We start from the raw sequence: 23,634 nt of genomic DNA on the forward strand, positions 1-23,634 counted from the left end.
TCCGTCGGTATGGAGACGACCCGCCATTTTGTCGCAACCGTCTACGTTGTCAGCGACAGCCGCGTCGCGTTGCACGAACACAGCAAGCTTGACATGTGGCTGCCAGCCGGCGGCCACATCGACCGCGACGAACTGCCCCACGAAGCCGCGCTCCGCGAAACGCGCGAGGAACTGGGTCTTGATGTCGACCTCATCGCACCCCAGCAGGATATCGAGAGCGAGACGGTCCAGTCGATACCTCAGCCACAGCACTTCCTGCTCGAAGACATCAACGTCACCGCTGAGGGGGAGGTGGGCCACCAGCACATCGACTTCATCTTCTACGGCCGGGCGGACAGCCGCGACATCACACCGGGGCCGGGCGAACAGCCGGCCGAGGACTGGGAGTGGTTCTCCGTGGCTGACTTACGTGACCGGAGCGGGGAACTCCCGGCAGATGTCGTCGAGGTCGGCCAGCGAGCAATCGAGTCGGTTCACGAGCCGTAGCCGCAGCTCACTCGATGAGCGCTTCAATGTACTTCGTGACGTGATTGTCCATCCGGCGCTTGTAGCCGGCCTGCCGGGCGAGGCGGTCGAGTTCGCGGGCCGCCAAGGAGCCGTACTGGGCGGCCTTCTTGTCCCGGTCCGCAATCTCGTCCGGGAGCGACTCCCGGGCGGCCGCCCGGAGCGCGACTTTCCGCGTCTCACCGTCGACCAGCAGGTCGCCGTCCAGTCGCAGGGCGGCCGCGACGACGCGGTCGTGCAACAGCGGCGTCACCGGTTCGACGCCCGCGGCCCGCAACGCGAGCACGTCCCGCTCTAGCTGGTCGGGGAGCGTGGCGACGACCTCGCGCTGTGCGCCCCTGACCGTGTCAGCGTCGACCCGGGGGTCCTCGGGGGCCTTGGCGACCTTCGCGTAGCCGCCGAACAGTTCGTCGGCTCCCTGCCCGAGCGCCAGCCGGTCGAAGCCGTCCGCCGCGACCCGTTCGGCGGCCAGGTACAGCGGGAGCGCTATCTGTACGTCCATGGCGTTGACCCGCCCCGTCGCGCGCGCGACCTCGGGCACGGTCCGCTCGATGGCGTCGTGAGTGAGGTCCACGACGCGCACGTCGGTCCCCAGCAAGTCCGCGGCCGACCGCGCCGCCTCGACGTCGTGGCTGTCCGGGAACCCAGCGACGTACAGCGGCGCGTCGAGCCGCGCCGCGAGCAACGCCGAGTCCACGCCGCCGGAGAAGGCAATTGCCAGCCCGTCGGTGTCGACGGCGTCGACGCTGGTCTCGACGGCCGCTTGGACCGCCTCGACCGCCGTCTCTCGGTCCGGAAACGGGTCGGGCGACGGCAGCGTGAAGCGGCGTCTGGTCCCGTCGCCGTCGCGGACGTGGCCTGCGGGGAACGACCGCGGGTCTTCCAGCGCCGCCGGGTCGTGACCCCACTGGTCGTGGCCGAGTCGCCCCTCTTCGGCAACGTCTCGCTCCACGAACAGCGGGTAACGCCCGAGCACGTCCCGGACGAGCGTCCCGTCCACGTCGCCCGCGAACCCGCCGGTCCCTGGGAGCGGGTCGCCGCTGTCGAGCGCGTCGGCGACGGCGGCCGCGTCGGCTCCCTGCATCACTGTAGGAGCTCCGCGATACCGTTCTTGACGCGTCGCTTCGCCCCGCCAGCCGCCTGCCGGAAGCTGATGCGCCACGGCGTCCGCTTCCCCTCGACAGTCGTCTTACCCTCGCGGATCGCGTCTAGAATCGCCTCGACGGTTCGTTCGTCCGTGCCGACGTTGGTGACCGCCTGCCCAACCATCTCCGCGATGTGGGCGTCACTGCCAGCGGTCATCGGCAGCCCCTTTCGTCGCGCGAACCGCTCGGCCTGCCGGTTCGACCGCCCGGTCAGCAGCCGCGAGTTGTACACTTCGATGGCGTCGGCCGTCGCGAGTTCGGCCTTCGAGATGTGTTCTAAGACGCCGTGGCGGGACTCCTGAAACGGATGCGGGACGACCGCGAGCCCGCCCTGCTCGCGGATGCGGTCAAGCGTCTCGTCGAAGGGGAGGTGGGGCGGAATCGCCTCCTGTATCCCCAGCGCGAGGACGTGTCCGGCGGCACACGTGACCTCCATGCCGGGAATCCCGACGAGGCCGTACTCCGGGGCGAGTTCGGCCGCCCGGAGGCTGGCGTCGATTTCGTCGTGGTCAGTCACAGCCAGCGCGTCCAGTCCGACACCGCTGGCTTGCTCTAAGAGGAGCTCGACCGGGTCCCGGCCGTCGTACGACAGCGACGAATGCGCGTGTAGCTCAACCGACTGCACAGGTGTCGATAGCGGGGGGCAGGGCAAAAACGCCCCGGTCCGCCCCAGTGCTCACAGAGAACAAACCGGCCGCCGTGTCCAGGGCGGCCGAATGCCCGAAGGAACGCCCATCTGTCCCACGAGACTGAGCGTGTGTTTCCCGACGACACGACCGTCAATCGACGGTCGCATGTGATAGTTACCGGCACGCAGGAATGAGTCGTCCCCCTTGGTTTGGCGGGGATTAAAGTAGGGCTGTCCGGGTCGGTGGCAGCGGTTACTGCGAAGCGTGGTGCTGAGAGCCAGAAACCCCGGCCACCGGGAGACCGCAGGTCGCCCGAGCAGCGGGCGTGTAGCGCTGCCGACACCCCTCCCGTTCCGGCGTAGCCGCTCGGTCAGCCGACAGGGCGGGACTGAACGCGGGGCTGGTCAGTAGTACTTGCAGTTTCTCGACTAAACACGAGCGGGTCAGTCTGCCGAACTCCCGCCAGCGACCGAGTTCCCGCCGGTGTCGAACGGCAGCGGCCCGTGAACCTCGGCGTCCTCCAGATAGCACTGCGGGTCCGGGGCGAACAGGTCGTCCTCGACGGTGAGCGCACGCAGGCGCGACGCGCCGCGGCAGACCCCAGCGTAGCGGCAGTCGGCACACTTCCCGCTGAGGTGGTCCTCGCGGTTCCGGAGCGCCCGAAGCAGCGGATTCGACTCGTCCTCCCAGATGTCGCCGAACGAGCGGTCGCGGACGTTCCCCAGCGAGTACCCCTGCCAGAACTGTGTGAGGTGGACGTTGCCCTGATAGTCCACGTCGGCAACGCGTTCGCCGGTCGGGTCTCCGCCGTTGACCCGCAGGTACTCGTACACTCGCTGGGCCTGCGCGTCGCTCATGTGCTCGCGGGCGTACTCGACGAGGTAGGCCGCGTCGGCGTAGTTCCCGACCAGTAGTGTCTCGATTTCCTCGCCGCGGTCGTGGTACTTCCGAGTCATGTCACAGACCCGCTTGACCGCCTGCCGGCGGTCCTCAGGTGTGAGGTCAGCGTCAACGATTTCGGTCCCGCGCCCGCCGTAGTCCAGATGGTAGAAACAGAAGCGGTCGACCCCCACGTCGGTCAGCAGGTCCACGACGCCCTCCAGGTCGGCGGCGTTGCGCTCGGTGATGGTGTACCGGAGGCCGGTCTTCAGGCCCGCGTCGAGGCAGTTCTCGATGCCCTGGACCGCGCCCTCGAACGCGCCGTCGACCCCGCGGAAGTCGTCGTTTCGCTCCGGCAGGCCGTCGACGGAGACGCCGGCGTATTTCAGCCCAGCATTCTTGAGCGACTCGGCGCGCTCCTCGGTGATGAGCGTCCCGTTGGTCGAGAGCACCGGGCGGACACCGACCTCGTTCGCGTAGGCGACCAGTTCTTCGAGGTCGTTGCGGACGAGCGGTTCGCCGCCGGAAAACAGCACCACCGGCGCGCCGTAGTCGGCCAGGTCCTCCAGCAGCGCCTTCCCCTCGGCCGTCGAGAGCTCGCCGTCGGCGATGTCAGTGTCGGCGGCGGCGTAGCAGTGGTCGCAGTAGAGATTACACTGCTTCGTAACGTTCCAGACGACGACGGGGCGGCGCTGTTTCCGGTCGCGTATCTGGCGCTTGGTCGACTCGTCGGCCGCGTCGTACCGGAGGCCATCGCCCTCGGCATCGAGGTCACAGAGCAGTTTCGAGACCGAAATCATCGGTTCTCACCCCGGAGTGTCTCCGACTCCATCTCGTCGATGCTCATCGTGGCATCTTCCCCCGTCGCCCCCGACCCGAGGGCCGCGTCGTCGGTCTGGTAGCGGCGGGTCTCGTCGGCGGGACACAGCCACAGCGTGACGGCGGTCCGGCCAAACAGCGACGCGGCCTGCTCCCTGGCGATGTCGGCGGACGGTGCGCTGACGCTTCCGACGTGGGCCAGCGGGTCCGCCGTGTCCTCGCGGACGAACACCTCCCACTCGCGGCTCGTTGCGCCCCGCGGGGCGTCCACCTCGTGGTCGAACTCTTCCATACCCCCCTGTTAGTCTCCCCAAGAAAAACGGGACTGGCGTGTTCTCAGCTACTGGGAACTACCCGCCCTCACTCGGAGCCCTATGCGTCCCGGAGCGTCTCCGTGTCGACGTCCTGCCGGACGCGTATCGCACTCTCGCCGACCTGCTCGACGGTCGGGTCGTCGAAGACCGGCCAGTACGACAGGCGGAACGTCTCCCGCTCGGCGGACTCCGCGGCCCCGCGATAGACGGCCTCGACGGCCGAGCGCCGGGCGGGCGCGTTGGGGGCGAACGCCAGCGTGACCTGCATCCGCGCGGTGTCGTAGGACTGCTCGTCGCTGCCCGGAAAGACCGTACTCGCCAGCGCCCCGTGGAGGTCGCCGTCAACGCCCTCGAAACTGCCGGGGGTCGGCGACGGGAACAGCACACCCTGGGCGTCGGCGGCGACGTACGCGTCGTAAAACAGGGGCCGGGTCTCGGGGCTGGCACTCGCCCACGACTGGCCCTCGCCGGTCCTGGCCTCAAGCAGCGCCGCGGTGAGGTCCTCGTCCCGGTCGCCGCTGAACCGGACGTAGACGCTCCACTCGTTGCCGCCGATGTAGGTGAGCCGTCGCTCGCCCTCCTCGTCGGTCTGGTAGTACACCCGGTAGCCGGCGTCCGACGACCCCTCGGTCATGCCCCGGGCTTCGAACGAGTCGAGCAGGGCCTCCGTCGGTCCGCGGGCGATGACGACGACTTCGAGCGCCTCGGTGCGGTATGTCATCGCCAGCGGGATGCTGTCTTCCGTTCGGGCGTCGCTGGCCGCGTCGGCGATGAGTTCGTTCCCGGCCGACGCGTCGAGCCGAGCGAACCGCAGGTCGGAGACGTTCACGGTCTGGTAGCCCACCTGCGCGGGGTTCGAGTACGGGAGCGTCCACAGCGGGGGGAGCCAGCGCCGGAGCCGGTACGCTGCCGGTACGCGCTGGACTGTCGGCTCGGGGGTCGGTGTCGGGGTGTCGGGCGCGGTGTCCGTCTCGCTGCCGAACAGGCCGCCCGAGCAGCCGGCGACCGGAACCGAGAGCGCGGAGCCGAGCAACGCGAGCGTCCGCCGGCGCGTCTGGTTTCGAGGCACGGTTTGAGAGCCTTGTCCGGATGTTTTTCCACCGAACCTATGAGCGTTGTGCAATCCCGGCAGACCGCCAGATGTTGGCGGGACGCTGGCGGGTCGAGGCCCCGAACGCGTCGACCGACTCGTTTTTCATCGGCCGGACGTACTACAGACCGATGCCGGACCGACACGGGCCGACTGCGGCGTTGGGCGTCGGCGGCGGACTGGCGGCCTGTGTCGCCGCCGGATTCGGGTACGCGGCCCTGACCGGTCCCATCGGGGCAGTACGGACCATCCACGTCTGGGTCGGGACCGCGTGGACGGCGCTCGTCCTCGCGTACGGGTTCGTCCTGGCACCGCTGTTGCGCGAACGTGATACGGCGGCGGCCTACCCGATAGTGGCGCGGCTCGCACCGACGACGCTGGTCCTGCTGCCGACGCTGACGGTCGTGACGCTGGCCGCCGGCGTCACGATGGCGCTCGCGTACGGTATCGTGTGGCCGATGACGACGCTCGTGCGCGCCGTGTTCGGCGTTGCGGTCGCTATCGCCGGTATCGCACTGCTCGGCGTGTTGCCGGCGGACGTACTCACCTACCGCGAACTCCGCAGTGCGGACCCCGACCCGGAACGGGTCGTCTCCCTCGGCGTCCGGACCGCGACACTGCTTACCGTCCAAGGGGCGCTGCAGGTCACGATGCTGTTCCTGATGCTCCGCGTCGCCGCGATGACCGGCTAATCAAAGCGTCGAGAGGAGCACGCGGTCCAGTTGAAACAACAACGCGACGCCGCTGACAAGCAGGAGGTACCCAGCGAGCCGGCGGACCGATTCCGTCTGCTCGGCACCCGGGAGTACCTCCCTGACCCGCCCGCCGGCGACCTTGCTCCCGTAGGCGACACCGAGCATCGGGAGCCCGAACCCGACGCCGTAGCTAAACAGCAGGAGGCCGCTCTGTGAGATGTCGCCCGTCGTGCCCGCGTACGCCAGCACAGCGCCGAGGACCGGGCCGACACACGGGAGCCAGAGGATGCCGATGACGAGCCCGAGCGCGAACCCGGCGGCGATTGGGTGGGCCGAACTGGAGAGGATGCCGAGCCCGTCGACCCGTCCCGAGACCTTCGACGCCGTCGCCGCGTACGCCTCGTGGAGGTCGTCGTCGGCCATGACCGCGCCGAAGGCGATGATGACGAGGAACGCGGGGGCCCGCAGCGAGTCGGAGGTGAGCGTCCCCAGGTAGCCGGTGACCAGGCCGACGAGGGTAAAGGAGACGACGCTCCCGCCGACAATCGCGAGCGGTTTCAGCCGGTGACCCACGCTCCCCGACAGGAGCGGCGGGAGCACCGGGAGACAACACGGCGTGAGAACGGTCATGGCACCGGCGGCAAACGACGCTAGGAGTGAGACCGCTGCCATACCCGTATTTGGATTACAAAAGGTAAAAACATCTGCTGTCCGTCCCTCTGGTGATGGCCGTCCTCTCGCTGTCTACAGTCTCGAAGTATTTCGGGCCGAAGGTCGGTGTTGAGGGGATCGATATCGAGGTGGGTCGCGGCGAGTCGGTGCTGTTGTTCGGTCACAACGGGTCGGGCAAGACCACGCTACTCAGGCTCCTGGCGACGCTGACGCGACCGAGCGAGGGGACGATTTCGCTTGAGGGAACCGAGTTCTCCCGCGACCGACCGACACAGCGTGGGGAAATCGGCTTCGTGGCACACGAGACGTACCACTACGAGCAACTGACTGCCCGGGAGAACCTCCGCCTGCACGCCAGGCTACACGGGGTGGACCGGAGCCGGTGTGAGACCCAGCTCGACGCCGTCGGGCTCGCGGACAGAGCCAGCGACCCCGTAAGCGAGTTCTCCCACGGGATGGCAAAGCGGCTCGCACTCGCGCGGGCGACGCTGCATGACCCTTTGCTGTTGTTGCTAGACGAGCCGTTCACTGGACTTGATCAAGAGTCTCTCCTACGAGTGACGGACCAGCTACGCAATCTGGAGGAGACGACAATCGTCTTCGCGACACACGATGTCGACCACGGGTTCACTCACGCCGACCGGGTGCTCACACTCAAGGGAGGACAGCTCGTCCGTGATATTGACACGGCCGACTGTCCCGGGCCGGACGCGATCAGACAACAGTACGTGGACACACCTCGACAACCATGATTCGACGGTATCTGCGCGCAGTTCGGGCTATCGCGGCGAAGGACCTGTTGCTCGAAGCCCGCGGGAAGCGGCGGGCCAACGGCGCGGCGGTGCTGGCGCTGCTGATAGTCGTCATCTTCTCGTTCGTGTTCGTCCGCCGGGTCGACGAGCCGGCGGTCATCGCCCGCGGTGGGCTCTGGATAGCGCTCGTGTTCGCCACGACGCTCGCGCTCTCCCGGGGCATCGCCGTCGAGGACGACAACGCCGCAATCGAGGGGCTGATGCTCGCCCCCGTCGACCGGTCCGCGATCTACCTCGGGAAGGTCTGTAGCTCGGCGGTGTTCGTGACGGCTATCGGGTGGGTGACCCTCGTCGCGGTGACGGTGTTTCTGGGGACGCCGTTCGAGCCCGCCCTGCTCGTCCAGTTGGCGCTCGTGTTCCCGCTCGCGGCAGTCGGATTCAGCGCCGCCGGCGTGTTACTGACCGCGCTGACGCTGAACTCACAGGTCAACGAGTCGCTGCTCCCGGTGTTACTCGTCCCGCTTGTGGTGCCGGTCATCCTCGCTGGAATCGAACTCACGAGCCTCTCCAGGGGGCCGTTCTGGCTGTCGGAGTGGTTCCGAATCCTCCTCGTCTACGACGGGGCCGTGCTCGTCACCGGGTGGGTGAGCTTCGAGTTCGTCATCGAAGCCTGACCCCGTCACTCGCGGGCACCGACGGCACCCGAGGCCGGGTCGAACAGGAAGACCAGCGCCATCCCGACGAGCATCACCGCGACGCCGAACCATATCTGGTTGGCCAGCGGGTAGCGGCTGATTTCAATCGAGAGTCCGCCGGCAGTGCGGGTCCCGACGACGTACGTGTCGCCAGCAAGCCCGCGCTCGATGAGCGGGTCGTTGGTCTGCATGTCGCGCCCGCGATAAGACTGCTCGGCGACGGTGCCGTCGGCGACCAGCGTATCGCCCCGATACAGCTGGACATCGTACTGATGATCAACGACCCGTGGCGTGTACGCGTCCGTCGGTGGGGCCGATATGGGTCCGACGTTCTCGCCGGTAGTGTAGACGAGCGCGTCGATATTCTCTGAGCGGGGATCAGAGAGGGACCCACGGGCGACGATTACCGATCCCTCTTCGAACTGCACCGCCCCACTGTCGGCACCGACCCACACGCGCGAGTCGTTGAGCTGTGCGATGGTGGTGTTCTCGAAGCGCTGGACCGCTGTCACCTCCCCTTTCACGAGCAATACTGACGTCGAGGGGGAGACCGAGCCAATCTCGGCCGGCGTCATCGCTGCGTCGGTTATCGTCGGCGTGTGCTCCGGCGAGTAATTGGTTACCTCGACCGTGTACGGCGACCCCTCGACGTCGCGGACGATTCGCTCCCCGGTATCGTCCAGTTCGGTCGCGCCGGCGATACCGACGGACGCCGTCGTCGAGAAGACGTAGACGAACGAGACAGAGACGACGAGTAGCGCCGCGCCGACGTGGATGAGCGCAATGCCAGTCTCGTTCAGCTTCGCGCGCCGTCCGGTTAGCCGACGGAGGCGTCCCGTGTAGCGGACGACCCATGCGCCTGCGAAGTACACTGCCGGCGGGAGCACGGTCACTACACTGAGACTCCCAATAGCGCGGTAATACGCCGGGTCGAACGGTTCAGTCGACGCCAACTGCCATTCCGGTCGTGCCAGCCCGACACCAACAACGAGGGCGGCAATGAGCACTGCGGCGGCCGTTCCGACTGTCACTCGCGTGCTGAAGCGCTCTTGCTGTGCGTACATCCCGCCAGCAAGCAACATCGCGACGACGACCGGGAAGCTCCAGAGGTTGTAGTACCGCGCGTCAACACTGACCTCGACGCCCGAAGCGAGGCTGCGCACCACGGGAAACGTGAGGCCCCAGAGCGAGACGAACGCAAGCATGATGAACCCGAGCACAGCAGCGTGGTAAATCGTCGCCCGGTCGAGCAGCCCCGCCTCATCTGTGTCTCCCTGTTCAGTCCTGAACCAGTGGACGAACGCGGGGCCGACTGCCAAGGTGCTCGTCCCTCCGAGAAGGAACAAGACGCCGCTTCCGATGCCCCCACCGGCGAACGAGTGGACGCTCCGGAAGACGCCGCTCCGGACCACAGTCGTCGCGTAGATAACCAGCGGGAACAACGCGGCCGTGGCAGCGGGCGCGAGCACCGCGTACCGGCCCGAGCGTCGGTACTGATTAAGCGTGTGTAACACGGCAGTCAGGCCGAGCCACGGAATGAGCACGGACGTTTCGACCGGATCCCACGACCAGAAACCACCCCAGCCGAGCACCCGGTACGCCCAGAGCCCGCCGAGCGTTATTGCGGCGGTCAACAGAAGCCACGACGCCCGGAGCCAACGTGTCATGCCGTCCAGCCAGTCGTCGAGCACGCTCTCGGTCCCCCGGAGCCTGGCAACGAAGTGTGTCACGCCAACAGTGAAGGGCACCACTAACAGTGCGTACGCCGAGAACGTGATCGGCGGGTGGATCGCCATGAACGGGTCAACCAGCAACGGATTCAGACCGCTGCCATCCCGTGGAATCCCGTTCGCTGCGACGGCGGGATACCTTGTCGACAGGGGGGTAAACGGACTGTCAGTGACGAGCATCCAGGCGAAGACGGTGACAACCCCCATTCCGAGGGATTGGGGGAGACGCGCGCCACGCGCACTATACCGATCCAGAAGCAGAGTCGCTGTGACGACAACGGCCGTAAGCATCGCCCACAGGAGCACCGACCCCGCGTTGGACGCGTAGACGCCCGTGACTTTGTACAGCGTCGGGAGATAGTTTGCAGTGTTGTCCCAGACATACGCGTTGGTGTAATCCCCACTGAGAAACTGCAAGGTCAGGTACAGCAGTGCAATGACGAATGACCCCGTCGCAACTCCTGCAGCGCCTTTGCTGACCCGAAGGAACGACTGGTCGCCGGTCGCGTACTCGTAGCCGAGCAATACTGTGGCGAGTACGCTCCCGAACAGGCCGATTGCCAGCAGCCAGGTACCAACGGCAAGACCGAACACGACCGCTGTCATGTTGCCTCCTCGGACCTCTCTTCAAGTATTGCGAGTAGTTCGTCCCGCCCGATATACCCCTCAACGCTCTCGACAGTTTCGCCTTCAGGTGTCATGATCCGATGCTGTGGTGGATACGTCGCCTGATGCTGGCGAACCAGCCCCGTCCCGTTCCCAGGTTCATCGATGTTTACCGCGAGCAAGACGTACTCATCTAGCACAGCGCGAACGGTTTCGTTTCGATAGTGGTTCTTGTCATACCGCTCGCAGTACGTGCACCACGTCGCCCAGTAGTAGACCAGAACCGGCTTGTCCTGTGACTGGGCCGCGTCGAACGCAGTGCTGGGCTCAGTTTCCCACTCTAGACCTCCCTGATACGTGTGCGCGTCGTCACGGACCACCGGTGCGGCGTTCATTGAGTAGTGGCCCACCCCAAGGACCACTAGAAAGAACGCGACGGTGAGCGTTTTACGAGCATTCATTTGCTGACTGGAATAAAAGATGTAGTGCCAGAAAGGCTGTCGATTCCGCTTACTTGCGCTGTGCGTAGGCTACAGCGATTAGCGCGATGATCAGCGCAGCGGCCATCATGAACGCAGCAGTACTAGTCGGGGAGCCTCCGTCACCGCCACCGCGGACCCCGGCTTGCTGTGGGGCAGCCGTCTGCTGTGACGCAGCCGTCTCTGCAGGCGTCCCGACAGAGGCGGCGTCGTCGGTCTCCGGAGCAGATGCGTCACCTGCGTCTTCAGGGAGCATCGGCTCGCCGCCGCTCCGGGACGGGATGCGCGGCATCTGCTGTTCGGGGTACTGCCCGGTGAGACTGGTCATGAACGCGGTGACGTTTTCGGCCTGCTGGTCGGAAATGTTCTGCCCCACCTGACAGGAAGCCATCACTTTCGTCGCGTTCTCCAGCGTCCGAACCTGACCGTTATGGAAGTACGGCGCTGTATGTTCAACGTTCCGGAGCGTCGGAACCTTGAATTTGTGTTCGTCACTGCTATCACCGGTCACGCCGGCGCGCCCGGAGTCGGCGTACAGGTTGTACCGGTCGATGTACTGGTCACACTGCGGGTTCGACCCCTGGTAGACGCCCAGTTTCTGGTAGTACCCGTTCCCGTTCTCCATCTGCCACTGCGGGCCGTTGAACGCGGGACCGGAGTGACAGCCCTGACAGCCCAGTTCCTTGAACGTCTCCATCCCGTTGAGTTGTCGTTCGGTCAGGGCGTCCTCGTCCCCTCTGACGTACCGGTCGTACGAGCTGTTCGGGGTGATGAGCGTCCGCTCGTAGGCTGCGATCGCGTCGACGGTGTTGTTGAGCGTGACCGGGTTCTCGCCGCCGTAGACCTCCTCGTACATCTCGACGTAGCCCTCGTTGCTACGTATCTTCTCCATCGCCGCTTCCGAGGTCGGCATCCCCATCTCGACGCCCGCGGTGATGGGCCCTTTCGCCTGTTGTTCGAGCGTGTCGGCACGGCCGTCCCAGAACTGGGTACTCATGAACACGGCGTTCCACACCGTCGGCGAGTTCCGCGGCCCGGTCTGGCCGTGGACGCCGCGGCCGACGGTCCGGCTGCCGTCACCACCTTCCATCACGTTGTGGCAGGTGTTACAGGAGATAGACCCCGTGTCGGACAGGCGGGGGTCGAAGAACAGTTTCTTGCCGAGCTCGATTTTCGCCTCCGTGTCGTTTGGCTGCCGGACCTCCTCGTAGGACGGCAGCGGCTGACTGGTCGGCGGCTCGACGGGTAAATCGGATGTCTCGTTGCTACTCTGATTACTCGTCTGTGCGGTTTGTTGCGCTGTCTCGTCAAGCGTGTCGCCCACTGCCTCGCCCGACGGCCCCCCATCCACAGCACCAACGGTGCTTACGATCGGTCCGCCGATCAACAGCAGCGACATGCCAACGACGAAGACGGCGCGAGCCAACGGCTGTCGCGACATATTCGCACATGTTCCGGCTCCTTCTTAAAACGGAGCGGTAAATATACAGGGAATCCGTCGACACAGCCGGTCGCAGTCTATCGATTATCGGCCTACGAGTCCGTGGGAATCCGCACAACAGTTTTTAAGTTGGCCTGAAGAACTGAGCGTATGAGCGTATTGGCACGGCTCGAAACCCGCGGTATTCCGTCCCTCCGCGCGCTGTTGCGGTCCAACGTTATCAAGTACTTGACCCTTCTAGCCGGAGTCGCGTCGCTGGGAAGCGTCTTCGGTATGGCGTCGGATTCGATGTACGGCGTGAGCCACAAGATTAACCTCATCGCGTACTGGCACATCGGTCTGGCGACGGCCGCGGCGGTCGCGCTCACCGTGACGTTTCTCGGCTGTGCCCTCTATCTGGCGACCGAGACGCCGTTCTGGGAGTTCCTCGCCCACTCGTCGGGCGAGGTCGGGTTCCTCATGGTCACGCTGACGCTGGTGACCGGGAGCGTGTGGGGGCGCGTCATCTGGAACAGCTGGTGGGAGTGGACCGACATCCGTCTGGTCACGTTCCTCATTATCTGGTTCATCTACGCGGGCTACCTGCTCATCTACTCCGCCGGCGGGGACTCCGCCTCACTCAAACGCATCACGTCGGTATACGGCATCATCGGGTTCGTGACCGTGCCGCTCTCGTACCTGTCCACGCGGCTCTGGACCCCCACGTTCCACCGGCCGACGGCGGGGAACCCGGACACGCAGGCGACGATTACCGTCCCGGCGCTGTTGCTCTCTATCGCGGCGCTCCTGCTGGTCTACCTCTATCTCGTCGGCTCGCGCGTACAGCTACGGGAACTCAAGCGCCGCGTCGACTACGCACGCCGCGACCGGTCGCTCGACGACCACGCGATGGGGAAGGGGGGTGAGTGAACGTGGAACCCCTCCTCCTCGTCGGGTACAGCGCTGTCTTCCTAGCGCTCATCATGTACGTCGGCTACCTCCGGAACCGGATTACGGCGCTCGAAGAACAGGTCTCGGACCTCGTCGACCAGTAACCCCGTCTCACAGCTGCACGCTGAGGTCGAGCCGGCTCCAGCCGGTCGCGCCGTCCGGGAACGGGCTCGAACGCACGCGCGTCTGCTCCGTTCCGGTCCCGTCGACCGCTTTCGCCACGACGGTGTAGCTCGTGCTGTCGGGCTGCCACTCGTACTTCCACTGTCGCCAGGTGTCGGGGTCGGGCAGCGGGTCCGACAGCGTCGCCGTGTCCCACGTCTCGCCGCCGTCGAGCGAGACGCGAACCTCCTGTATCCCGTCGGTCCCGGCGTAAGCGTGGCCGCCGAGCTGGACCCGTCCGTCCGAGAGGCGGTTGCTTGCGCCGAACTTGACGACCGTGTTGACCGTCCCCATGCCGTTCCAGCCCCGCTCCTCCCAGTAGCCGCTCTCCGACTGGTCGACGACCTCGATTTCGTCGAGCCACTTCACGTTGAGCTTCCCCCACCGGTTCGGAATCAGCGCGCGGACGGGGTAGCCGTGCTCGCGCGGGAGTTGCTGCTCGTTCATCCCGTAGGCCAGCATCGCCTCCGAGAGCATCGACATCGGCACCGAGTAGTAGTAGTCGTCGGTCGCCCGGAGGACGACGTGGCTCCCGTTCGCGCCGGCCTCGTCTAGGAGGTCCAGCAGCGAACACCCCGTCCAGAGGGCGGTCCCTATCTGCTCGCCGTCGACCGGGTCGCCCAGACAGCGTAGCGTCTTGAACCGATGTACCGTCTCGCGCTGTCGGAGTTCCTCGTAGGTGAACTCCCGCTCGGTTTCGACGTTGCCGGTGACCGAGAGCGCCCAGTTCTCTGCCTCGACGGTCGGCGGGCGGGGGTTGATGTCGACGGTGAAAAACGAGTCCGTCGTGTCGACCAGCCCCACCATCCCGTCGACGTTGAGCGAACGGTCAGCCGCCGCGTCGAGACGCTGCTGGACCAGGTCGGACGCCTCGCTCTCGGACGGCGGCGTCGACAGTTCGTCCGTCCGGGACCCGCTGCCCTGGACGAAGCCGACGGCGTGTGCGACGACGTTGTAGGCACCGAGACCGGCGAGGGTCTTGACGAACGCCCGCCTGTCGTCAGGGGTCGATAGCTGGTCGGCGTCGTCGGTCGAGCGCGCAATCACCAGCCCGGTCCCGATTGTCCCAGCGGCGGCGGGCACCACGGCGGCCAGCGGTGACCAGACGGTCGCGGCGACGAGCGCCCAGACGACGGCCAGCGAGAGGGCCATCCCGCCGACGTTCGGGGCTTCGCCGACGAGGCGCTCGCCCGCCCGGAAGCCGGCGTAGCTGACCGCGCCGGTGACGCCGGCCAGCGCGATGCCGAACACGAGGAGGGCAAGCGAGAACGACAGGTCGCCGAAGTTCCAGATGATGGAGGCGACCACCGAACTCGGAAGGACGTCCAGCGCGGTTCGGCTGGCCGCGATTATGACGAACTCCCGCGTGGTGCCATACAGCGCGAAGGAGGTCCCCACAACCGAGACGCCGCTGGCGAAGACCGTCAGCGCACGACGAGACCGGCCCTGGAAGACCGAAGGTGTCTCACTCATAGGTCAGACGGTGTTATTCCCGGCGTGGCGCGGCCACTCGTTCGCTGTTCGTTCCGTCCGACGCGTTGCCGTAGGCCCCCTTGTCGTAGCCCGTGACGTTCGCGTGGGTGCCGTTCATCGACCCGTACTGCGTGGAGTTGTTGTGACCCGACGGGTGCTCGCCCTCGTGTGCGCGGATGGACAGCGACTCCGCCTCGACCGCGCTCCCGTTGTAGTACCCCTTGGCGACGACCGTTCGTCCGGCGGACATCGTCTCCGGCATCGGCCCCTCGTAGACGACGGGCACCGACGCGTTCCCGTCGGTGACCGCAAACGAGAGCCGCTCGTTCGTCTGCTCGATGTCGATGGCGATGCCTTCGAGGTTCACTCTGTCGCCGTCGTATTCGCCGGTGTTCGTTATCTTGGTCGGTGTCGTAAACTCGGCCGCACCGCCCATCGTGGTGACGGCCATCGCTCCGAACAGCACCGGGATTACCACGCCCCCGACGAGAAGCCTTGTTTTCGTTTGCATAGATAGTGTGGTGTCACGGCCGGACCGGTCGGTCACGACACGGTTCGTGTGTAGACACGTGATGCATACAGGAGTTTGTAACTACCGAACGCGTACGCATCCCTGTTGAAGAGTAGGTCCGCAAGCGTGTTTCAGTAGTGCAGCCGGTTATCAGGTTTTGGGAACGCACGCCGCTATTATTCCCCCGAACATATTCACTTACTCGTGACCGGTATGGTCGCGTGACGCGTCGGGCGGAACGCAATTCGATAACTATGACTGATACAGGAGACATTGACAGACGTCGGTTCATCGCGAGTATCGGCACAGTAGTTGCGGGGGCATCCGTCGCGGGGTGTACTGCGCCCGGGACGACATCGAGTTCGGCGGAGCAGTCGCCGAGCGGCGAGACCGAAGCGGACGCCGGCGGGGCGACGGCCACCCCGACCCCGACGGAGGAAGCGACAACCGCCGCACAGTCCGGTGGTGGGGACGTGCCGTCCTCGGTGTCGTCGTATCTCAGCGACACGAGCAACTTCGACGGCAGTGTGACCGACGCGACCGGACAGGACACCGTCACGGTGGAGGTCGGGGCATCGGGGAACAACGGGAACTTCGCTTATGCTCCGGCGGCAGTCGAGATATCGACCGGCACGACGGTGCAGTGGGAGTGGACGGGCAAGGGGGCCGCACACAACGTCGTGGCCGAGGACGAGACCTTCAACTCCGGTTCGTCGGAAAGCGGGACAGGCGTGAAGTTCGAATACACCTTCGAGGAGACCGGCGTGTACAACTACTACTGCACGCCCCACAAGGCGCTCGGCATGAAAGGCAGCGTCATCGTCCGGTAACGCGGTAGCGATCGCCGGACTGAATCCGCCATCGGCTTCTTCTCTGCGGCGTGGTGCCTCATTCTGTGGTCGCGGCCAGTGGCCAGCGACTCGGCTGCCGGACGACAGCCGGATTCGATATAGCATCAGCTAATTTATGACCTCTCTCCCGAGAGTGCCTCGAAAAGCGAGTCGATGCGCCGAGCGTTGCGTTATGCGTCGTAGCCGGCGTAGTCCATCAGCTGTTTGAAGATGTCGGTGTCCATCGCTTCTTTGTAGACAACACCGGTGATCATCCCACCGGGGTACGAGGTCCCGTTCATCGCGTGGCTGACCTTGTGACAGTGCGCGAGGTAGATGCCGGGATCGGCGTCGGCTTCGAACTCAATCGTGTGCCGACCGGCGGGCGGGATACTGGTGATATCTTGGTCGTGGCGGGCGGCTTCCGGAATCTTTCCGCCGTCCTTGTGGGTCACCTGGAAGCGGTGGTTGTGGATGTGCATCGGGTGGTCCATGTACCCGTTGTTACACATGTGGATGCGCACCGTATCGCCCTGCTCGACGATGATCGGCGAGCCGTCCTCCGGGTGAAGCGTCCGGGGCGCTGACTTACCGTTGACGGTGAACGTGTCGGGGCGGCGGTTGCGAACATCGTAGCTAGCGTCCATGCCTGCCATCTGTCGGTTCAGCCGGGAGTCCCACTCCTTCAGGGTCATGAAGTACTCCTTGTCGGCCGGCTCGTACCCCTTCGGATCGACGCGGAAGATGCCGTACATCCCCATGTCGATGTGGCGATGGGTCTGGTAGTGGCAGTGATAGAGATGCGTGCCCGGCACGTTCGCGGGGATGGTGTAGGTGTGCTTCTCGCCAGGGTCGATACGAATACCCGTCGTCGTCGGGACGCCGTCGTCTTCCCACTGCTTCTGGACGGCGTGGAAGTGGACTGTGTGCGGGCGCATGCCGTCCGTGTTGTCGAAGGTGACCTCCATGTCCTCGCCCTCCGTCGTCCGGAGAATCGGCCCCGGGACGCTCGGTTCGCCATCGTCAGCTTTGAACGCCCACACCTTCGGCAGTTCGACCGGGCCGCCCATCGACTCACCGGGATGGGCTTCGTGTTTGGCCGGAACGGAGGACAGCGTCACTTCGCCACCCTGTTCGTCGACGTTGACGATTTCCGGCGGCGACGTGGTCGGGAGGTCGCTGTCGGATTGTGCTGGGGTAGTGGTGGTGTCGACTGACTCTTCAGTTGGAACCTCACCCGGAGCGGTACAGCCCGCAAGCGCGACCGTGCCGCCGAGGCCGGAGGCTTTCACGAAGTCGCGACGGGAGATGCCCGATCCGGGTGCGCCGATCTGGTCTTCCATAAGCAATTGGGGGTAAGACACCACAGTATAAACCCCCAAAGCGAGTTCTCAGGCCAACAGAAGCGTTCTCAGTAATTGGGAACGACTGCACGATTACAGATAAGTTCCCCATATATTGCGTGCTGTGTTACGGAAACGTCGACTCTGTCGGGCGGTAGGCGGTTCTAAGTCGGTTACATTAAACGTCTTGGGCGGGCAGTGTCGGGCAAGGATGGTCCGGGACCCCTTCGCTGACGAGGAGACGCCGGAGTTACAGGCGGTCCTCGACGCACTCGACGACGAGGACTGCCGCGCCATTGTCAGCGTTCTGGAGGAACCGTTGACGGCGAGCGAGATATCCGACCGGAGCGGCGTACCGCTATCGACGACCTACCGAAAGCTGGAGCTACTGACGGAGTCCTCGTTGCTGTACGAGGGTGTGGAAGTCAGGTCGGACGGTCAACACGCCAGTCGGTACGCGATTGACTTCGAGGAGGTCGTCATCAGCCTCGACGAGGAACTGTCGCTCACCGTCGATATCTCACATCGCGCTCGGACGCCGGACCAACGGCTCGAAAACCTCTGGTCTGAGGTGCGAAAGGAGACATAACCATGGTACACATCCCAAGTTCACAGGTCGGCATCGTCGTCTCGAAGACACTGATCCTCATTCTTGGTGGACTGATAACGTACTACTCGTATCAGGCGTACAGCCGGACGAAAAGCCCCCAGCACAAGTGGCTCACATACGGGTTCGGCGTGGTGACGCTCGGTGCGTTTGCCGGCGGCGTGCTCGACATCGCCATCGGCAGGTATCTCGGCCAAGAACTGCTTCCGGTAAGCGTCTTCACGTCGAGTTCGCTAACAGCCATCGGTCTGGGCATCATCCTGTACTCGCTGTACGTGCGGTAGCGAGCACGGAGAGCGCCCACCCGGTAACAGATTCGCTTCTTCCGCCTCGATCTCGTCGGAACGGGCCGCTGGTCCGTTTCGCGTCGTGACGGTGGGATTCCCACCGACTGGAAACGCTACGGACGGTATATCTGTGCGGACGTGTCAATCAGGAGCATGCTCGGAGCGAACGCAGTGCTGTTAATCGGAATGAAGACAGTCACACTGTTCTGTGGTGTGGTACTGACGACGTTGACCTACCGCGCATACCGTCGCACTCAGGCACCGGCGATGCGGGCGCTCTGTTTCGGCATCGGGTTCGTCACGCTGGGCGCAATACTCGGCGGGAGCCTCCACCAGCTCGTCGGGCTGCCGGTGGCACAGAGCGTCACTGTCGAAGAACTGTTCACCGCTGCTGGATTCTTTATTCTGACGTACTCGCTGTACACCGACCAACCGACCACGACGACCTGAGTCACGAGTCCTCGGCGGGCGTGCGTTCACGGCCGGTCAGGAGTGTCGGCAGCGATTGTGGGCTATGCTCGACGAAGACGGCGACGAGGTTACCCGCGAACAGGACGGTCCCGAAAAACGCGAGTAGCCCGACTGCCAGTGCCGTGCCGTTCGGTGTCTCAAGCCACTGCTGACTCACGAGAAGGGCGTATGCGATAGTCAGTGCAACGCCATCGACCGCCGCGATACGGTGGTCGTACAGGTCATCGACCATCGGCACGTCCTCGAAACCGAGACGGTCGCTGTACCGATGGACCCAGATGATGAACGGGACGACGTGATACAGCGTCCCGAAGACGACAAAGCCGACGCCGCCGACGAGCAATACTGTCGACGGCTGACCGAGCAGCCCGGTGTACGCCAGCGGGTCGGTCCACCACGCGACCGCCGTCAGGCCTGCCCAGAGAAACAGCGACAACGCTGCGACGCTGTAGCGGGTCAGCATCGGTGACCACTCGACTCGCGCACCGATAAGCTGTCGCGCCAGAAGCACCGCCACCACGCCGAGCCCAGCAGCGACCAGTACTGCACCGAGCCGGGCCAGAACGAGCGAGCCGACCAGGCGACCGCCAGCCAAGACAAGGACGCCGACCGGATAACAAGCGGTCTCGACCCGCTGGACCGCCGTGTCAATGCGGCCGGTGTCGGCCTGGGTGAACATCGGGGCGAGCTGGGCCAGCGCGCCCGCGACAGTAGTCAGGACCGCGCCGAACACGGCGAGCGTTCCGTGGGCCAGCAAGAGCCCCTGCCGGCCGATTCCCAAAAGCGGGAGGACGCCGGCGGCGTGGTCCAGCGCCAGCACCAACCCCGCAGCCGTCACGAGGGCGAAAAACACCAGTGCCCAGCCGAAGTGAATCGCCGTGACGTCGGGCTCCGCAGTGAGTAGCGTCCGCCCGACGTTGTAACAGAGGGTCCAGACCCCGACCAGCGCGATTGCGCCAGCAACTGGCAATAGCTCGGGAGTCCCCGTTAGGAAGCCAGCTGCCAGCCCTACGAACCCGACCGCTGCGAGTGGTAACTGCACAGCGGCAAGGCGATGCGAATGAAGTTCGATGCCACACCAGACCGGGACAAACTGCGTCAGTGCGCCCATGATGGTGAGACAGACCCATCCCGCAAGCAGCAGGTGGACCTGCGCGAGGTGGCCGGCCCGACCCCCGACGACACCGACGGTGACACCGGCGACCAGAAACGCCAGCGCGACGACGAAATGACGCAGCGGAACCGTCATCGGCGGTGCGGCGTCAGCGTCCACATCAGCAGGCATTCCGCTCATTATCGTCTGATACGGTGCTGTCCCTGCTGGCAGTGTGGCCGAATATGTTCGGGAAAAGGGTCGGCCCGCTTACAACCGAACGAGAACACATGACGCCGAACCACCAGCCAACAGCCCAGACCGCGGCCCTGGTTTCGGAAACCGATGCGCCCGATGACGCGCCGACGGAATCCCTCGATGTGCAGTCGCTGGGGCCGCCGAAGCCGCTCAAGCAGACGCTGGAGTTGCTTGCGGACCTCGACGACGATACTGTTCTCGTCCAGTTCAACGACCGTGCCCCACAGCACCTCTATCCGAAACTCGAAGACAGAGGATACGACTTCGAAAGTGTTGAGACCGAGGACACGACAGTGACGGTCATCTGGCGAAGATGAGTCGGAACACGGAGTCCCCTGTCGATGTCGACGAAGCGGTCGCTCGTATCAACAGCCGCGGTGCGAAGATTCAGCAGGAGCAACTCGAACAGACGCTGTCACAGCTCCAGCAGGACGGTGACCTGACGGCTGCCCAGCGGCTGGCGGTGGAACAACTGAGCGAGCGGCTCGTCGAGCGACTGCTCGCTGTCCCCCGTGCAAGTCTTCAGGACGCGGCAAAGAACGCGGACGACGAGCGGATCGAAACGGCGATTTCCCTGTTCGAGTGAGGCGAGCGGTCGTACTCCCCTGGCGACTAGTGCGTCCGCAGAATACGATGTCCGAACGAAGAGACAGCCGACCAGTATGCGCCTACTCCGACGACGCCGCCAGAACGAGCAGTGCCTCGCTGTCCGCCGCTGCGGTGGGGGAGATGTCCTGATCCCCGTCAAACCGGACGACATCACCGGGAGAGAGTGACAGCGTCTCGTCACCGAGCGTCAGGTCCACAGCGCCTGAACGGAGGACGAACACGATGTCCCGACCGGGATGCTTGTGCGCCGGAATCGACTCGCCCGCACCAAGCGTCAACTGGACCGTCTTCGGCTCCCCGTCAAACAACCTCGTCCGGCCGTCTTCACCGCCGTCGAGCGTTGCTCGCTCCGTTTTTGCGGCAGTAGATTCGCTCATTGTTTCGGGAGGTCCGCGACGTACTTTTCTGGACCGTCCTGCTCACACTGGTAGTTCGCCGCGTCGAACGCCTCGACCTCGGCTTGCATTTCGTAGAACAGTGGCTTCGGTTCGTGGTCGTTGATGATCCGAAGCGTCTCCCCGGACGACAGCGCCTCAAAGGAGTCGTGTATCTTCGAGTGTCGCTCGGGCGGCGGCGTCTCACGCAGGTCGAGTGTGGTTGCTGGCATCACCTGCGTGTTCGCCGGGAGTCGGGGAGGGGGTTGCCCCGAACACGTTCGGGAGTAGGCCCTGAAGTGTGCCACCCGTTCACTCTACTATGAGCCTTCTCTCCGGCCTCCGCGGCGGCTCAGACGTCGGGTTTGACAGCTATGGAACCTTCGTTCTCGAACACAACCCCGACCCCGGCCCGTTTCTGTCTGAGACAGCGGTACTGACCGGTGCCGACCACGCTGCCTTCCACCGCCTCACGATGGACCTGTTCGACGAGCGTGGCGTGTACGACATGACCTTCGGGTACAACCTCGCACGGCTGAACCTCGACCATCGGCACCCGGACGCGGGCTTCCGCTACGGCCGTGAACCCGACGGCGGCAGTGTTCTCAGAGCGGAGTTCACGCCGACGACCGAGTTCTGCCCCCAGAGCGACACGCTGACTGTCGGCGCGTTCCGCGCCTGGAATGGGCTCTCGGACCGCCACGAGTACGATCTTGTCCGCGTTCGCGTAAGCCCGGATCACCACCAGAGTACGAGTATCAACGACAAACTCCAGCAACTCGAGACACGGTACCGACACACCGGTGAACTCCAAGCCGACGATGAAGGCGAAGCGTCCGACGAGAGCGTCCCGTTCTGACAGCCGACAGCCCGCAGCGTAGCGTGCTCAGTGACCTCGTGAAGCATATCCGCTGGCAGTCGGTCCGGGCAACCACACTGGCAGAATACTGCGGGGAGAACCAACCTTTTGTGACGGCTGAAAACATGGAAACCATTATACGGTCTGCTGGGCGACATATCGTAAGCCGAGTCGACTGGGGTGGGATATCGGTGGCCTGGTGGGACCGTGGAGGGGTCTCTCTACGAAAAGGGTAACAGCGTGCCAAAAAATGATAGTATTGCACTTCCACCGCGATGCCACAGCCAGCCGGGGGCGAAACTGACATGAGTAGCGGCATCGTCCGAGATGCGGACGGGACCTACAACAAGCGGCTTCTGGGACTCGTCCTTCTCGTTTTACTCGCCGCCATCGGCGCTGGTGTCGGAACTCTCGGTCTCACCGACACTAACGACCCGGCTCCCAACCAGCCCGCCGTTGAGACGCCGCCTACTCCGACAGAGTCACCCTCGGCAGAGACACCGGCCGGAACCGACTCTACGCCGACCGAGAGCGGCGGAAGTGGCTCGCCGCCACCGAGTGCGCTCCTGACTGAAACCCCGACACCGGCTACCGACGAGTCGAACGGGACACCCACCAGCAACACGACGGTTGCGTAGCCCGGTCCCGCTGGGACGTCTCACTTGCTAGCGTCGCTACTTCGAAGGGGTGCGCCTGTGGGAGTTTTCAAGAAAACAGGAGCGTGAGATTGAAGCCGGTCACGACGAGGCCAAGCACTGTCAGGAGCACCGGCGGGCCGTAGTAGAGCAGTGGGTCTTCCTCCAGCACGCCGCCCCAGATGCTCAAGCCGAGACAACAGTAGATAACAAGCAGTTTGAGTCCGAGGAAGCCACCGCCGCCGAACGACTGGATCGCCCACCGAATCGCGGGATTCGCCTCGGTGAACGTCGGGACGAAATAGACGATGGCGATGGTAGTAACCACGTCGCCGACGCCGTAGGTCGCCAGCGCCACCGCCCACACGCTGGAGAACGACCGGACAGAGAAGGAACTCCCCTCCAGCGTCAGCCAGTCGCTATCCGCAGACCCCATCCTGTACCGGGGTACGTCTAGCGGCCATATATACTGCGAGGGCCAGTTATCTGATTTGAAAAAGGAGTTCCGTGTGGTTCCTGCAGAATACCGGCATAGGACCTCATTATGACTGCGCTACGTCTTCATCTTCACTTCCTGAAAACCATAGTCGAGGGCAGTGGAAGCTCGTAGTCAGACATGCGTTTCAGCTATTGGCTGCGGGTCGTTGAACGGGTCACTCACCTCGCGTGGGACGTGTGCTCCCGACGCTGTTGTACGTTCGTGTGCTGCCGGCGCGGGTGCATGGAAAGGGACTTATCTTGT

General features: G+C 64.7%; 30 protein-coding genes. 14 read left to right on the forward strand and 16 right to left on the reverse strand.

What is annotated here, in order from left to right:
* Positions 1 to 9: 9 nt before the first annotated feature.
* Positions 10 to 486 carry an NUDIX hydrolase gene (locus DVK00_RS00280; RefSeq protein WP_121577081.1) on the forward strand — a complete coding sequence of 159 codons (477 nt, stop codon included), beginning with the start codon at positions 10 to 12 and terminating at the stop codon, positions 484 to 486.
* A gap of 7 nt (positions 487 to 493) precedes the next feature.
* Here DVK00_RS00280 and DVK00_RS00285 read toward each other — a convergent pair whose 3' ends face one another.
* The 5 genes from DVK00_RS00285 to DVK00_RS00305 form a co-directional block, all read right to left on the reverse strand.
* Positions 494 to 1,588, reverse strand: a complete 1,095-nt coding sequence (locus DVK00_RS00285) for an asparagine synthase C-terminal domain-containing protein (protein WP_121577082.1) — start codon at positions 1,586 to 1,588, stop codon at positions 494 to 496.
* Positions 1,588 to 2,274 (reverse strand): PHP domain-containing protein, encoded by a 687-nt coding sequence (locus DVK00_RS00290; RefSeq protein WP_101350408.1) that lies wholly within the window; start codon positions 2,272 to 2,274, stop codon positions 1,588 to 1,590. The genes DVK00_RS00285 and DVK00_RS00290 overlap by 1 nt, the downstream gene beginning before the upstream one ends.
* 447 nt (positions 2,275 to 2,721) lie before the next feature.
* Positions 2,722 to 3,957, reverse strand: a complete 1,236-nt coding sequence (locus DVK00_RS00295; protein ID WP_101350409.1) for a TIGR04347 family pseudo-SAM/SPASM protein — start codon at positions 3,955 to 3,957, stop codon at positions 2,722 to 2,724.
* Entirely contained in the window at positions 3,954 to 4,268 is a 315-nt protein-coding gene (locus DVK00_RS00300; protein WP_101350410.1) for an Htur_1727 family rSAM-partnered candidate RiPP, read from the reverse strand. Before DVK00_RS00300 ends, DVK00_RS00295 begins: the two co-directional genes overlap by 4 nt.
* A gap of 80 nt (positions 4,269 to 4,348) precedes the next feature.
* Positions 4,349 to 5,359, reverse strand: a complete 1,011-nt coding sequence (locus DVK00_RS00305; RefSeq protein ID WP_101350411.1) for a hypothetical protein — start codon at positions 5,357 to 5,359, stop codon at positions 4,349 to 4,351.
* Positions 5,360 to 5,430: 71 nt separating this feature from the next.
* On the opposite strand from DVK00_RS00305, the gene DVK00_RS00310 reads away from it, so the two are divergent.
* Positions 5,431 to 6,072, forward strand: a complete 642-nt coding sequence (locus DVK00_RS00310; RefSeq protein ID WP_101351456.1) for a hypothetical protein — start codon at positions 5,431 to 5,433, stop codon at positions 6,070 to 6,072.
* Here the strand turns inward: DVK00_RS00310 and DVK00_RS00315 are convergent, their stop codons facing one another.
* Positions 6,073 to 6,747: a cytochrome c biogenesis CcdA family protein gene (locus DVK00_RS00315; RefSeq protein WP_121513101.1), complete on the reverse strand. Its 675-nt coding sequence runs from the start codon at positions 6,745 to 6,747 to the stop codon at positions 6,073 to 6,075.
* Between the two features lie 53 nt (positions 6,748 to 6,800).
* Between DVK00_RS00315 and ccmA the strand changes: the two genes are divergently transcribed.
* Positions 6,801 to 7,499: a heme ABC exporter ATP-binding protein CcmA gene (gene ccmA / locus DVK00_RS00320; protein ID WP_101350413.1), complete on the forward strand. Its 699-nt coding sequence runs from the start codon at positions 6,801 to 6,803 to the stop codon at positions 7,497 to 7,499.
* The gene (locus tag DVK00_RS00325; protein ID WP_101350414.1) at positions 7,496 to 8,173 is read left to right on the forward strand and encodes a heme exporter protein CcmB; all 678 of its coding nucleotides are present in this window, start codon (positions 7,496 to 7,498) and stop codon (positions 8,171 to 8,173) included. Before ccmA ends, DVK00_RS00325 begins: the two co-directional genes overlap by 4 nt.
* 5 nt (positions 8,174 to 8,178) lie before the next feature.
* Here the strand turns inward: DVK00_RS00325 and ccsA (DVK00_RS00330) are convergent, their stop codons facing one another.
* The 3 genes from ccsA (DVK00_RS00330) to DVK00_RS00340 are packed head-to-tail and all read right to left on the reverse strand — an operon-like array spanning position 8,179 to position 12,450.
* Positions 8,179 to 10,530 (reverse strand): cytochrome c biogenesis protein CcsA, encoded by a 2,352-nt coding sequence (gene ccsA / locus DVK00_RS00330; RefSeq protein ID WP_121535084.1) that lies wholly within the window; start codon positions 10,528 to 10,530, stop codon positions 8,179 to 8,181.
* A complete protein-coding gene (locus DVK00_RS00335; protein WP_101350416.1) occupies positions 10,527 to 10,991 on the reverse strand; it encodes a thioredoxin family protein in 465 nt (154 codons plus the stop codon). Before DVK00_RS00335 ends, ccsA (DVK00_RS00330) begins: the two co-directional genes overlap by 4 nt.
* A 49-nt stretch (positions 10,992 to 11,040) precedes the next feature.
* Complete coding sequence (locus tag DVK00_RS00340) at positions 11,041 to 12,450, reverse strand: cytochrome-c peroxidase (protein ID WP_101350417.1); 1,410 nt, start codon at positions 12,448 to 12,450, stop codon at positions 11,041 to 11,043.
* 150 nt (positions 12,451 to 12,600) lie between these two features.
* Here DVK00_RS00340 and ccsA (DVK00_RS00345) point away from each other — a divergent pair, with 150 nt between their 5' ends.
* Positions 12,601 to 13,359: a cytochrome c biogenesis protein CcsA gene (gene ccsA, locus DVK00_RS00345; protein WP_101350418.1), complete on the forward strand. Its 759-nt coding sequence runs from the start codon at positions 12,601 to 12,603 to the stop codon at positions 13,357 to 13,359.
* A 2-nt stretch (positions 13,360 to 13,361) separates the two neighbouring features.
* A complete protein-coding gene (locus tag DVK00_RS21535; protein WP_198560181.1) occupies positions 13,362 to 13,484 on the forward strand; it encodes a CcmD family protein in 123 nt (40 codons plus the stop codon).
* A 7-nt stretch (positions 13,485 to 13,491) separates the two neighbouring features.
* Here the strand turns inward: DVK00_RS21535 and DVK00_RS00350 are convergent, their stop codons facing one another.
* Together DVK00_RS00350 and DVK00_RS00355 are read right to left on the reverse strand one after the other, a co-directional pair.
* The gene (locus DVK00_RS00350; protein WP_101350419.1) at positions 13,492 to 15,015 is read right to left on the reverse strand and encodes a molybdopterin-dependent oxidoreductase; all 1,524 of its coding nucleotides are present in this window, start codon (positions 15,013 to 15,015) and stop codon (positions 13,492 to 13,494) included.
* A gap of 13 nt (positions 15,016 to 15,028) precedes the next feature.
* Positions 15,029 to 15,526 carry a cytochrome c maturation protein CcmE gene (locus tag DVK00_RS00355; protein WP_101350420.1) on the reverse strand — a complete coding sequence of 166 codons (498 nt, stop codon included), beginning with the start codon at positions 15,524 to 15,526 and terminating at the stop codon, positions 15,029 to 15,031.
* Positions 15,527 to 15,780: 254 nt separating this feature from the next.
* On the opposite strand from DVK00_RS00355, the gene DVK00_RS00360 reads away from it, so the two are divergent.
* A complete protein-coding gene (locus tag DVK00_RS00360; protein WP_101350421.1) occupies positions 15,781 to 16,356 on the forward strand; it encodes a halocyanin domain-containing protein in 576 nt (191 codons plus the stop codon).
* 191 nt (positions 16,357 to 16,547) lie between these two features.
* Here DVK00_RS00360 and DVK00_RS00365 read toward each other — a convergent pair whose 3' ends face one another.
* The gene (locus tag DVK00_RS00365; protein ID WP_121513095.1) at positions 16,548 to 17,699 is read right to left on the reverse strand and encodes a multicopper oxidase domain-containing protein; all 1,152 of its coding nucleotides are present in this window, start codon (positions 17,697 to 17,699) and stop codon (positions 16,548 to 16,550) included.
* Between the two features lie 211 nt (positions 17,700 to 17,910).
* Here DVK00_RS00365 and DVK00_RS00370 point away from each other — a divergent pair, with 211 nt between their 5' ends.
* The 3 genes from DVK00_RS00370 to DVK00_RS00380 all read left to right on the forward strand — a co-directional run bounded on the left by DVK00_RS00370 (position 17,911) and on the right by DVK00_RS00380 (position 19,043).
* Entirely contained in the window at positions 17,911 to 18,288 is a 378-nt protein-coding gene (locus tag DVK00_RS00370) for a helix-turn-helix domain-containing protein (RefSeq protein WP_004516178.1), read from the forward strand.
* 2 nt (positions 18,289 to 18,290) lie between these two features.
* A complete protein-coding gene (locus DVK00_RS00375) occupies positions 18,291 to 18,590 on the forward strand; it encodes a hypothetical protein (protein WP_053969073.1) in 300 nt (99 codons plus the stop codon).
* 156 nt (positions 18,591 to 18,746) lie between these two features.
* Positions 18,747 to 19,043 carry a hypothetical protein gene (locus DVK00_RS00380; RefSeq protein WP_101350423.1) on the forward strand — a complete coding sequence of 99 codons (297 nt, stop codon included), beginning with the start codon at positions 18,747 to 18,749 and terminating at the stop codon, positions 19,041 to 19,043.
* Position 19,044: 1 nt separating this feature from the next.
* On the opposite strand, the gene DVK00_RS00385 is transcribed toward DVK00_RS00380, so the two are convergent.
* Entirely contained in the window at positions 19,045 to 20,358 is a 1,314-nt protein-coding gene (locus DVK00_RS00385; RefSeq protein WP_121577083.1) for a hypothetical protein, read from the reverse strand.
* Positions 20,359 to 20,447: 89 nt separating this feature from the next.
* Here DVK00_RS00385 and DVK00_RS00390 point away from each other — a divergent pair, with 89 nt between their 5' ends.
* A complete protein-coding gene (locus DVK00_RS00390) occupies positions 20,448 to 20,732 on the forward strand; it encodes a DUF2249 domain-containing protein (RefSeq protein WP_233560769.1) in 285 nt (94 codons plus the stop codon).
* Positions 20,729 to 21,001: a hypothetical protein gene (locus DVK00_RS00395; protein ID WP_101350426.1), complete on the forward strand. Its 273-nt coding sequence runs from the start codon at positions 20,729 to 20,731 to the stop codon at positions 20,999 to 21,001. The genes DVK00_RS00390 and DVK00_RS00395 overlap by 4 nt, the downstream gene beginning before the upstream one ends.
* An 82-nt stretch (positions 21,002 to 21,083) precedes the next feature.
* On the opposite strand, the gene DVK00_RS00400 is transcribed toward DVK00_RS00395, so the two are convergent.
* Together DVK00_RS00400 and DVK00_RS00405 are read right to left on the reverse strand one after the other, a co-directional pair.
* Complete coding sequence (locus DVK00_RS00400) at positions 21,084 to 21,401, reverse strand: cupin domain-containing protein (protein ID WP_101350427.1); 318 nt, start codon at positions 21,399 to 21,401, stop codon at positions 21,084 to 21,086.
* The gene (locus tag DVK00_RS00405; RefSeq protein ID WP_101350428.1) at positions 21,398 to 21,631 is read right to left on the reverse strand and encodes a DUF2249 domain-containing protein; all 234 of its coding nucleotides are present in this window, start codon (positions 21,629 to 21,631) and stop codon (positions 21,398 to 21,400) included. The genes DVK00_RS00400 and DVK00_RS00405 overlap by 4 nt, the downstream gene beginning before the upstream one ends.
* Positions 21,632 to 21,720: 89 nt before the next feature.
* Between DVK00_RS00405 and DVK00_RS00410 the strand changes: the two genes are divergently transcribed.
* Together DVK00_RS00410 and DVK00_RS00415 are read left to right on the forward strand one after the other, a co-directional pair.
* Positions 21,721 to 22,257: a hypothetical protein gene (locus DVK00_RS00410; RefSeq protein WP_101350429.1), complete on the forward strand. Its 537-nt coding sequence runs from the start codon at positions 21,721 to 21,723 to the stop codon at positions 22,255 to 22,257.
* 305 nt (positions 22,258 to 22,562) lie between these two features.
* Positions 22,563 to 22,895, forward strand: a complete 333-nt coding sequence (locus DVK00_RS00415; RefSeq protein WP_101351457.1) for a hypothetical protein — start codon at positions 22,563 to 22,565, stop codon at positions 22,893 to 22,895.
* Positions 22,896 to 22,962: 67 nt separating this feature from the next.
* Here the strand turns inward: DVK00_RS00415 and DVK00_RS00420 are convergent, their stop codons facing one another.
* Positions 22,963 to 23,328 carry a hypothetical protein gene (locus tag DVK00_RS00420; protein WP_101350430.1) on the reverse strand — a complete coding sequence of 122 codons (366 nt, stop codon included), beginning with the start codon at positions 23,326 to 23,328 and terminating at the stop codon, positions 22,963 to 22,965.
* Positions 23,329 to 23,634: the final 306 nt, after the last annotated feature.

The sequence above is a fragment of the Haloarcula sp. Atlit-47R genome (assembly GCF_003665985.1).
GTDB lineage: Archaea > Halobacteriota > Halobacteria > Halobacteriales > Haloarculaceae > Haloarcula > Haloarcula taiwanensis.

What these genes read in the sequence shown, in the direction of transcription:
- DVK00_RS00280 (WP_121577081.1), top strand. Translation starts at nt 10, where the DNA reads ATGGAGACGACCCGCCATTTTGTCGCAACCGTCTACGTTGTCAGCGAC.
- DVK00_RS00285 (WP_121577082.1), bottom strand. Translation starts at nt 1,588, where the DNA reads ATGCAGGGAGCCGACGCGGCCGCCGTCGCCGACGCGCTCGACAGCGGC.
- DVK00_RS00295 (WP_101350409.1), bottom strand. Translation starts at nt 3,957, where the DNA reads ATGATTTCGGTCTCGAAACTGCTCTGTGACCTCGATGCCGAGGGCGAT.
- DVK00_RS00300 (WP_101350410.1), bottom strand. Translation starts at nt 4,268, where the DNA reads ATGGAAGAGTTCGACCACGAGGTGGACGCCCCGCGGGGCGCAACGAGC.
- DVK00_RS00310 (WP_101351456.1), top strand. Translation starts at nt 5,431, where the DNA reads ATGTTGGCGGGACGCTGGCGGGTCGAGGCCCCGAACGCGTCGACCGAC.
- DVK00_RS00315 (WP_121513101.1), bottom strand. Translation starts at nt 6,747, where the DNA reads ATGGCAGCGGTCTCACTCCTAGCGTCGTTTGCCGCCGGTGCCATGACC.
- ccmA (WP_101350413.1), top strand. Translation starts at nt 6,801, where the DNA reads ATGGCCGTCCTCTCGCTGTCTACAGTCTCGAAGTATTTCGGGCCGAAG.
- DVK00_RS00325 (WP_101350414.1), top strand. Translation starts at nt 7,496, where the DNA reads ATGATTCGACGGTATCTGCGCGCAGTTCGGGCTATCGCGGCGAAGGAC.
- ccsA (WP_121535084.1), bottom strand. Translation starts at nt 10,530, where the DNA reads ATGACAGCGGTCGTGTTCGGTCTTGCCGTTGGTACCTGGCTGCTGGCA.
- DVK00_RS00335 (WP_101350416.1), bottom strand. Translation starts at nt 10,991, where the DNA reads ATGAATGCTCGTAAAACGCTCACCGTCGCGTTCTTTCTAGTGGTCCTT.
- DVK00_RS00340 (WP_101350417.1), bottom strand. Translation starts at nt 12,450, where the DNA reads ATGTCGCGACAGCCGTTGGCTCGCGCCGTCTTCGTCGTTGGCATGTCG.
- ccsA (WP_101350418.1), top strand. Translation starts at nt 12,601, where the DNA reads ATGAGCGTATTGGCACGGCTCGAAACCCGCGGTATTCCGTCCCTCCGC.
- DVK00_RS00350 (WP_101350419.1), bottom strand. Translation starts at nt 15,015, where the DNA reads ATGAGTGAGACACCTTCGGTCTTCCAGGGCCGGTCTCGTCGTGCGCTG.
- DVK00_RS00355 (WP_101350420.1), bottom strand. Translation starts at nt 15,526, where the DNA reads ATGCAAACGAAAACAAGGCTTCTCGTCGGGGGCGTGGTAATCCCGGTG.
- DVK00_RS00360 (WP_101350421.1), top strand. Translation starts at nt 15,781, where the DNA reads ATGACTGATACAGGAGACATTGACAGACGTCGGTTCATCGCGAGTATC.
- DVK00_RS00365 (WP_121513095.1), bottom strand. Translation starts at nt 17,699, where the DNA reads ATGGAAGACCAGATCGGCGCACCCGGATCGGGCATCTCCCGTCGCGAC.
- DVK00_RS00370 (WP_004516178.1), top strand. Translation starts at nt 17,911, where the DNA reads ATGGTCCGGGACCCCTTCGCTGACGAGGAGACGCCGGAGTTACAGGCG.
- DVK00_RS00375 (WP_053969073.1), top strand. Translation starts at nt 18,291, where the DNA reads ATGGTACACATCCCAAGTTCACAGGTCGGCATCGTCGTCTCGAAGACA.
- DVK00_RS00380 (WP_101350423.1), top strand. Translation starts at nt 18,747, where the DNA reads ATGCTCGGAGCGAACGCAGTGCTGTTAATCGGAATGAAGACAGTCACA.
- DVK00_RS00385 (WP_121577083.1), bottom strand. Translation starts at nt 20,358, where the DNA reads ATGAGCGGAATGCCTGCTGATGTGGACGCTGACGCCGCACCGCCGATG.
- DVK00_RS00390 (WP_233560769.1), top strand. Translation starts at nt 20,448, where the DNA reads ATGACGCCGAACCACCAGCCAACAGCCCAGACCGCGGCCCTGGTTTCG.
- DVK00_RS00395 (WP_101350426.1), top strand. Translation starts at nt 20,729, where the DNA reads ATGAGTCGGAACACGGAGTCCCCTGTCGATGTCGACGAAGCGGTCGCT.
- DVK00_RS00400 (WP_101350427.1), bottom strand. Translation starts at nt 21,401, where the DNA reads ATGAGCGAATCTACTGCCGCAAAAACGGAGCGAGCAACGCTCGACGGC.
- DVK00_RS00405 (WP_101350428.1), bottom strand. Translation starts at nt 21,631, where the DNA reads ATGCCAGCAACCACACTCGACCTGCGTGAGACGCCGCCGCCCGAGCGA.
- DVK00_RS00410 (WP_101350429.1), top strand. Translation starts at nt 21,721, where the DNA reads ATGAGCCTTCTCTCCGGCCTCCGCGGCGGCTCAGACGTCGGGTTTGAC.
- DVK00_RS00415 (WP_101351457.1), top strand. Translation starts at nt 22,563, where the DNA reads ATGAGTAGCGGCATCGTCCGAGATGCGGACGGGACCTACAACAAGCGG.
- DVK00_RS00420 (WP_101350430.1), bottom strand. Translation starts at nt 23,328, where the DNA reads ATGGGGTCTGCGGATAGCGACTGGCTGACGCTGGAGGGGAGTTCCTTC.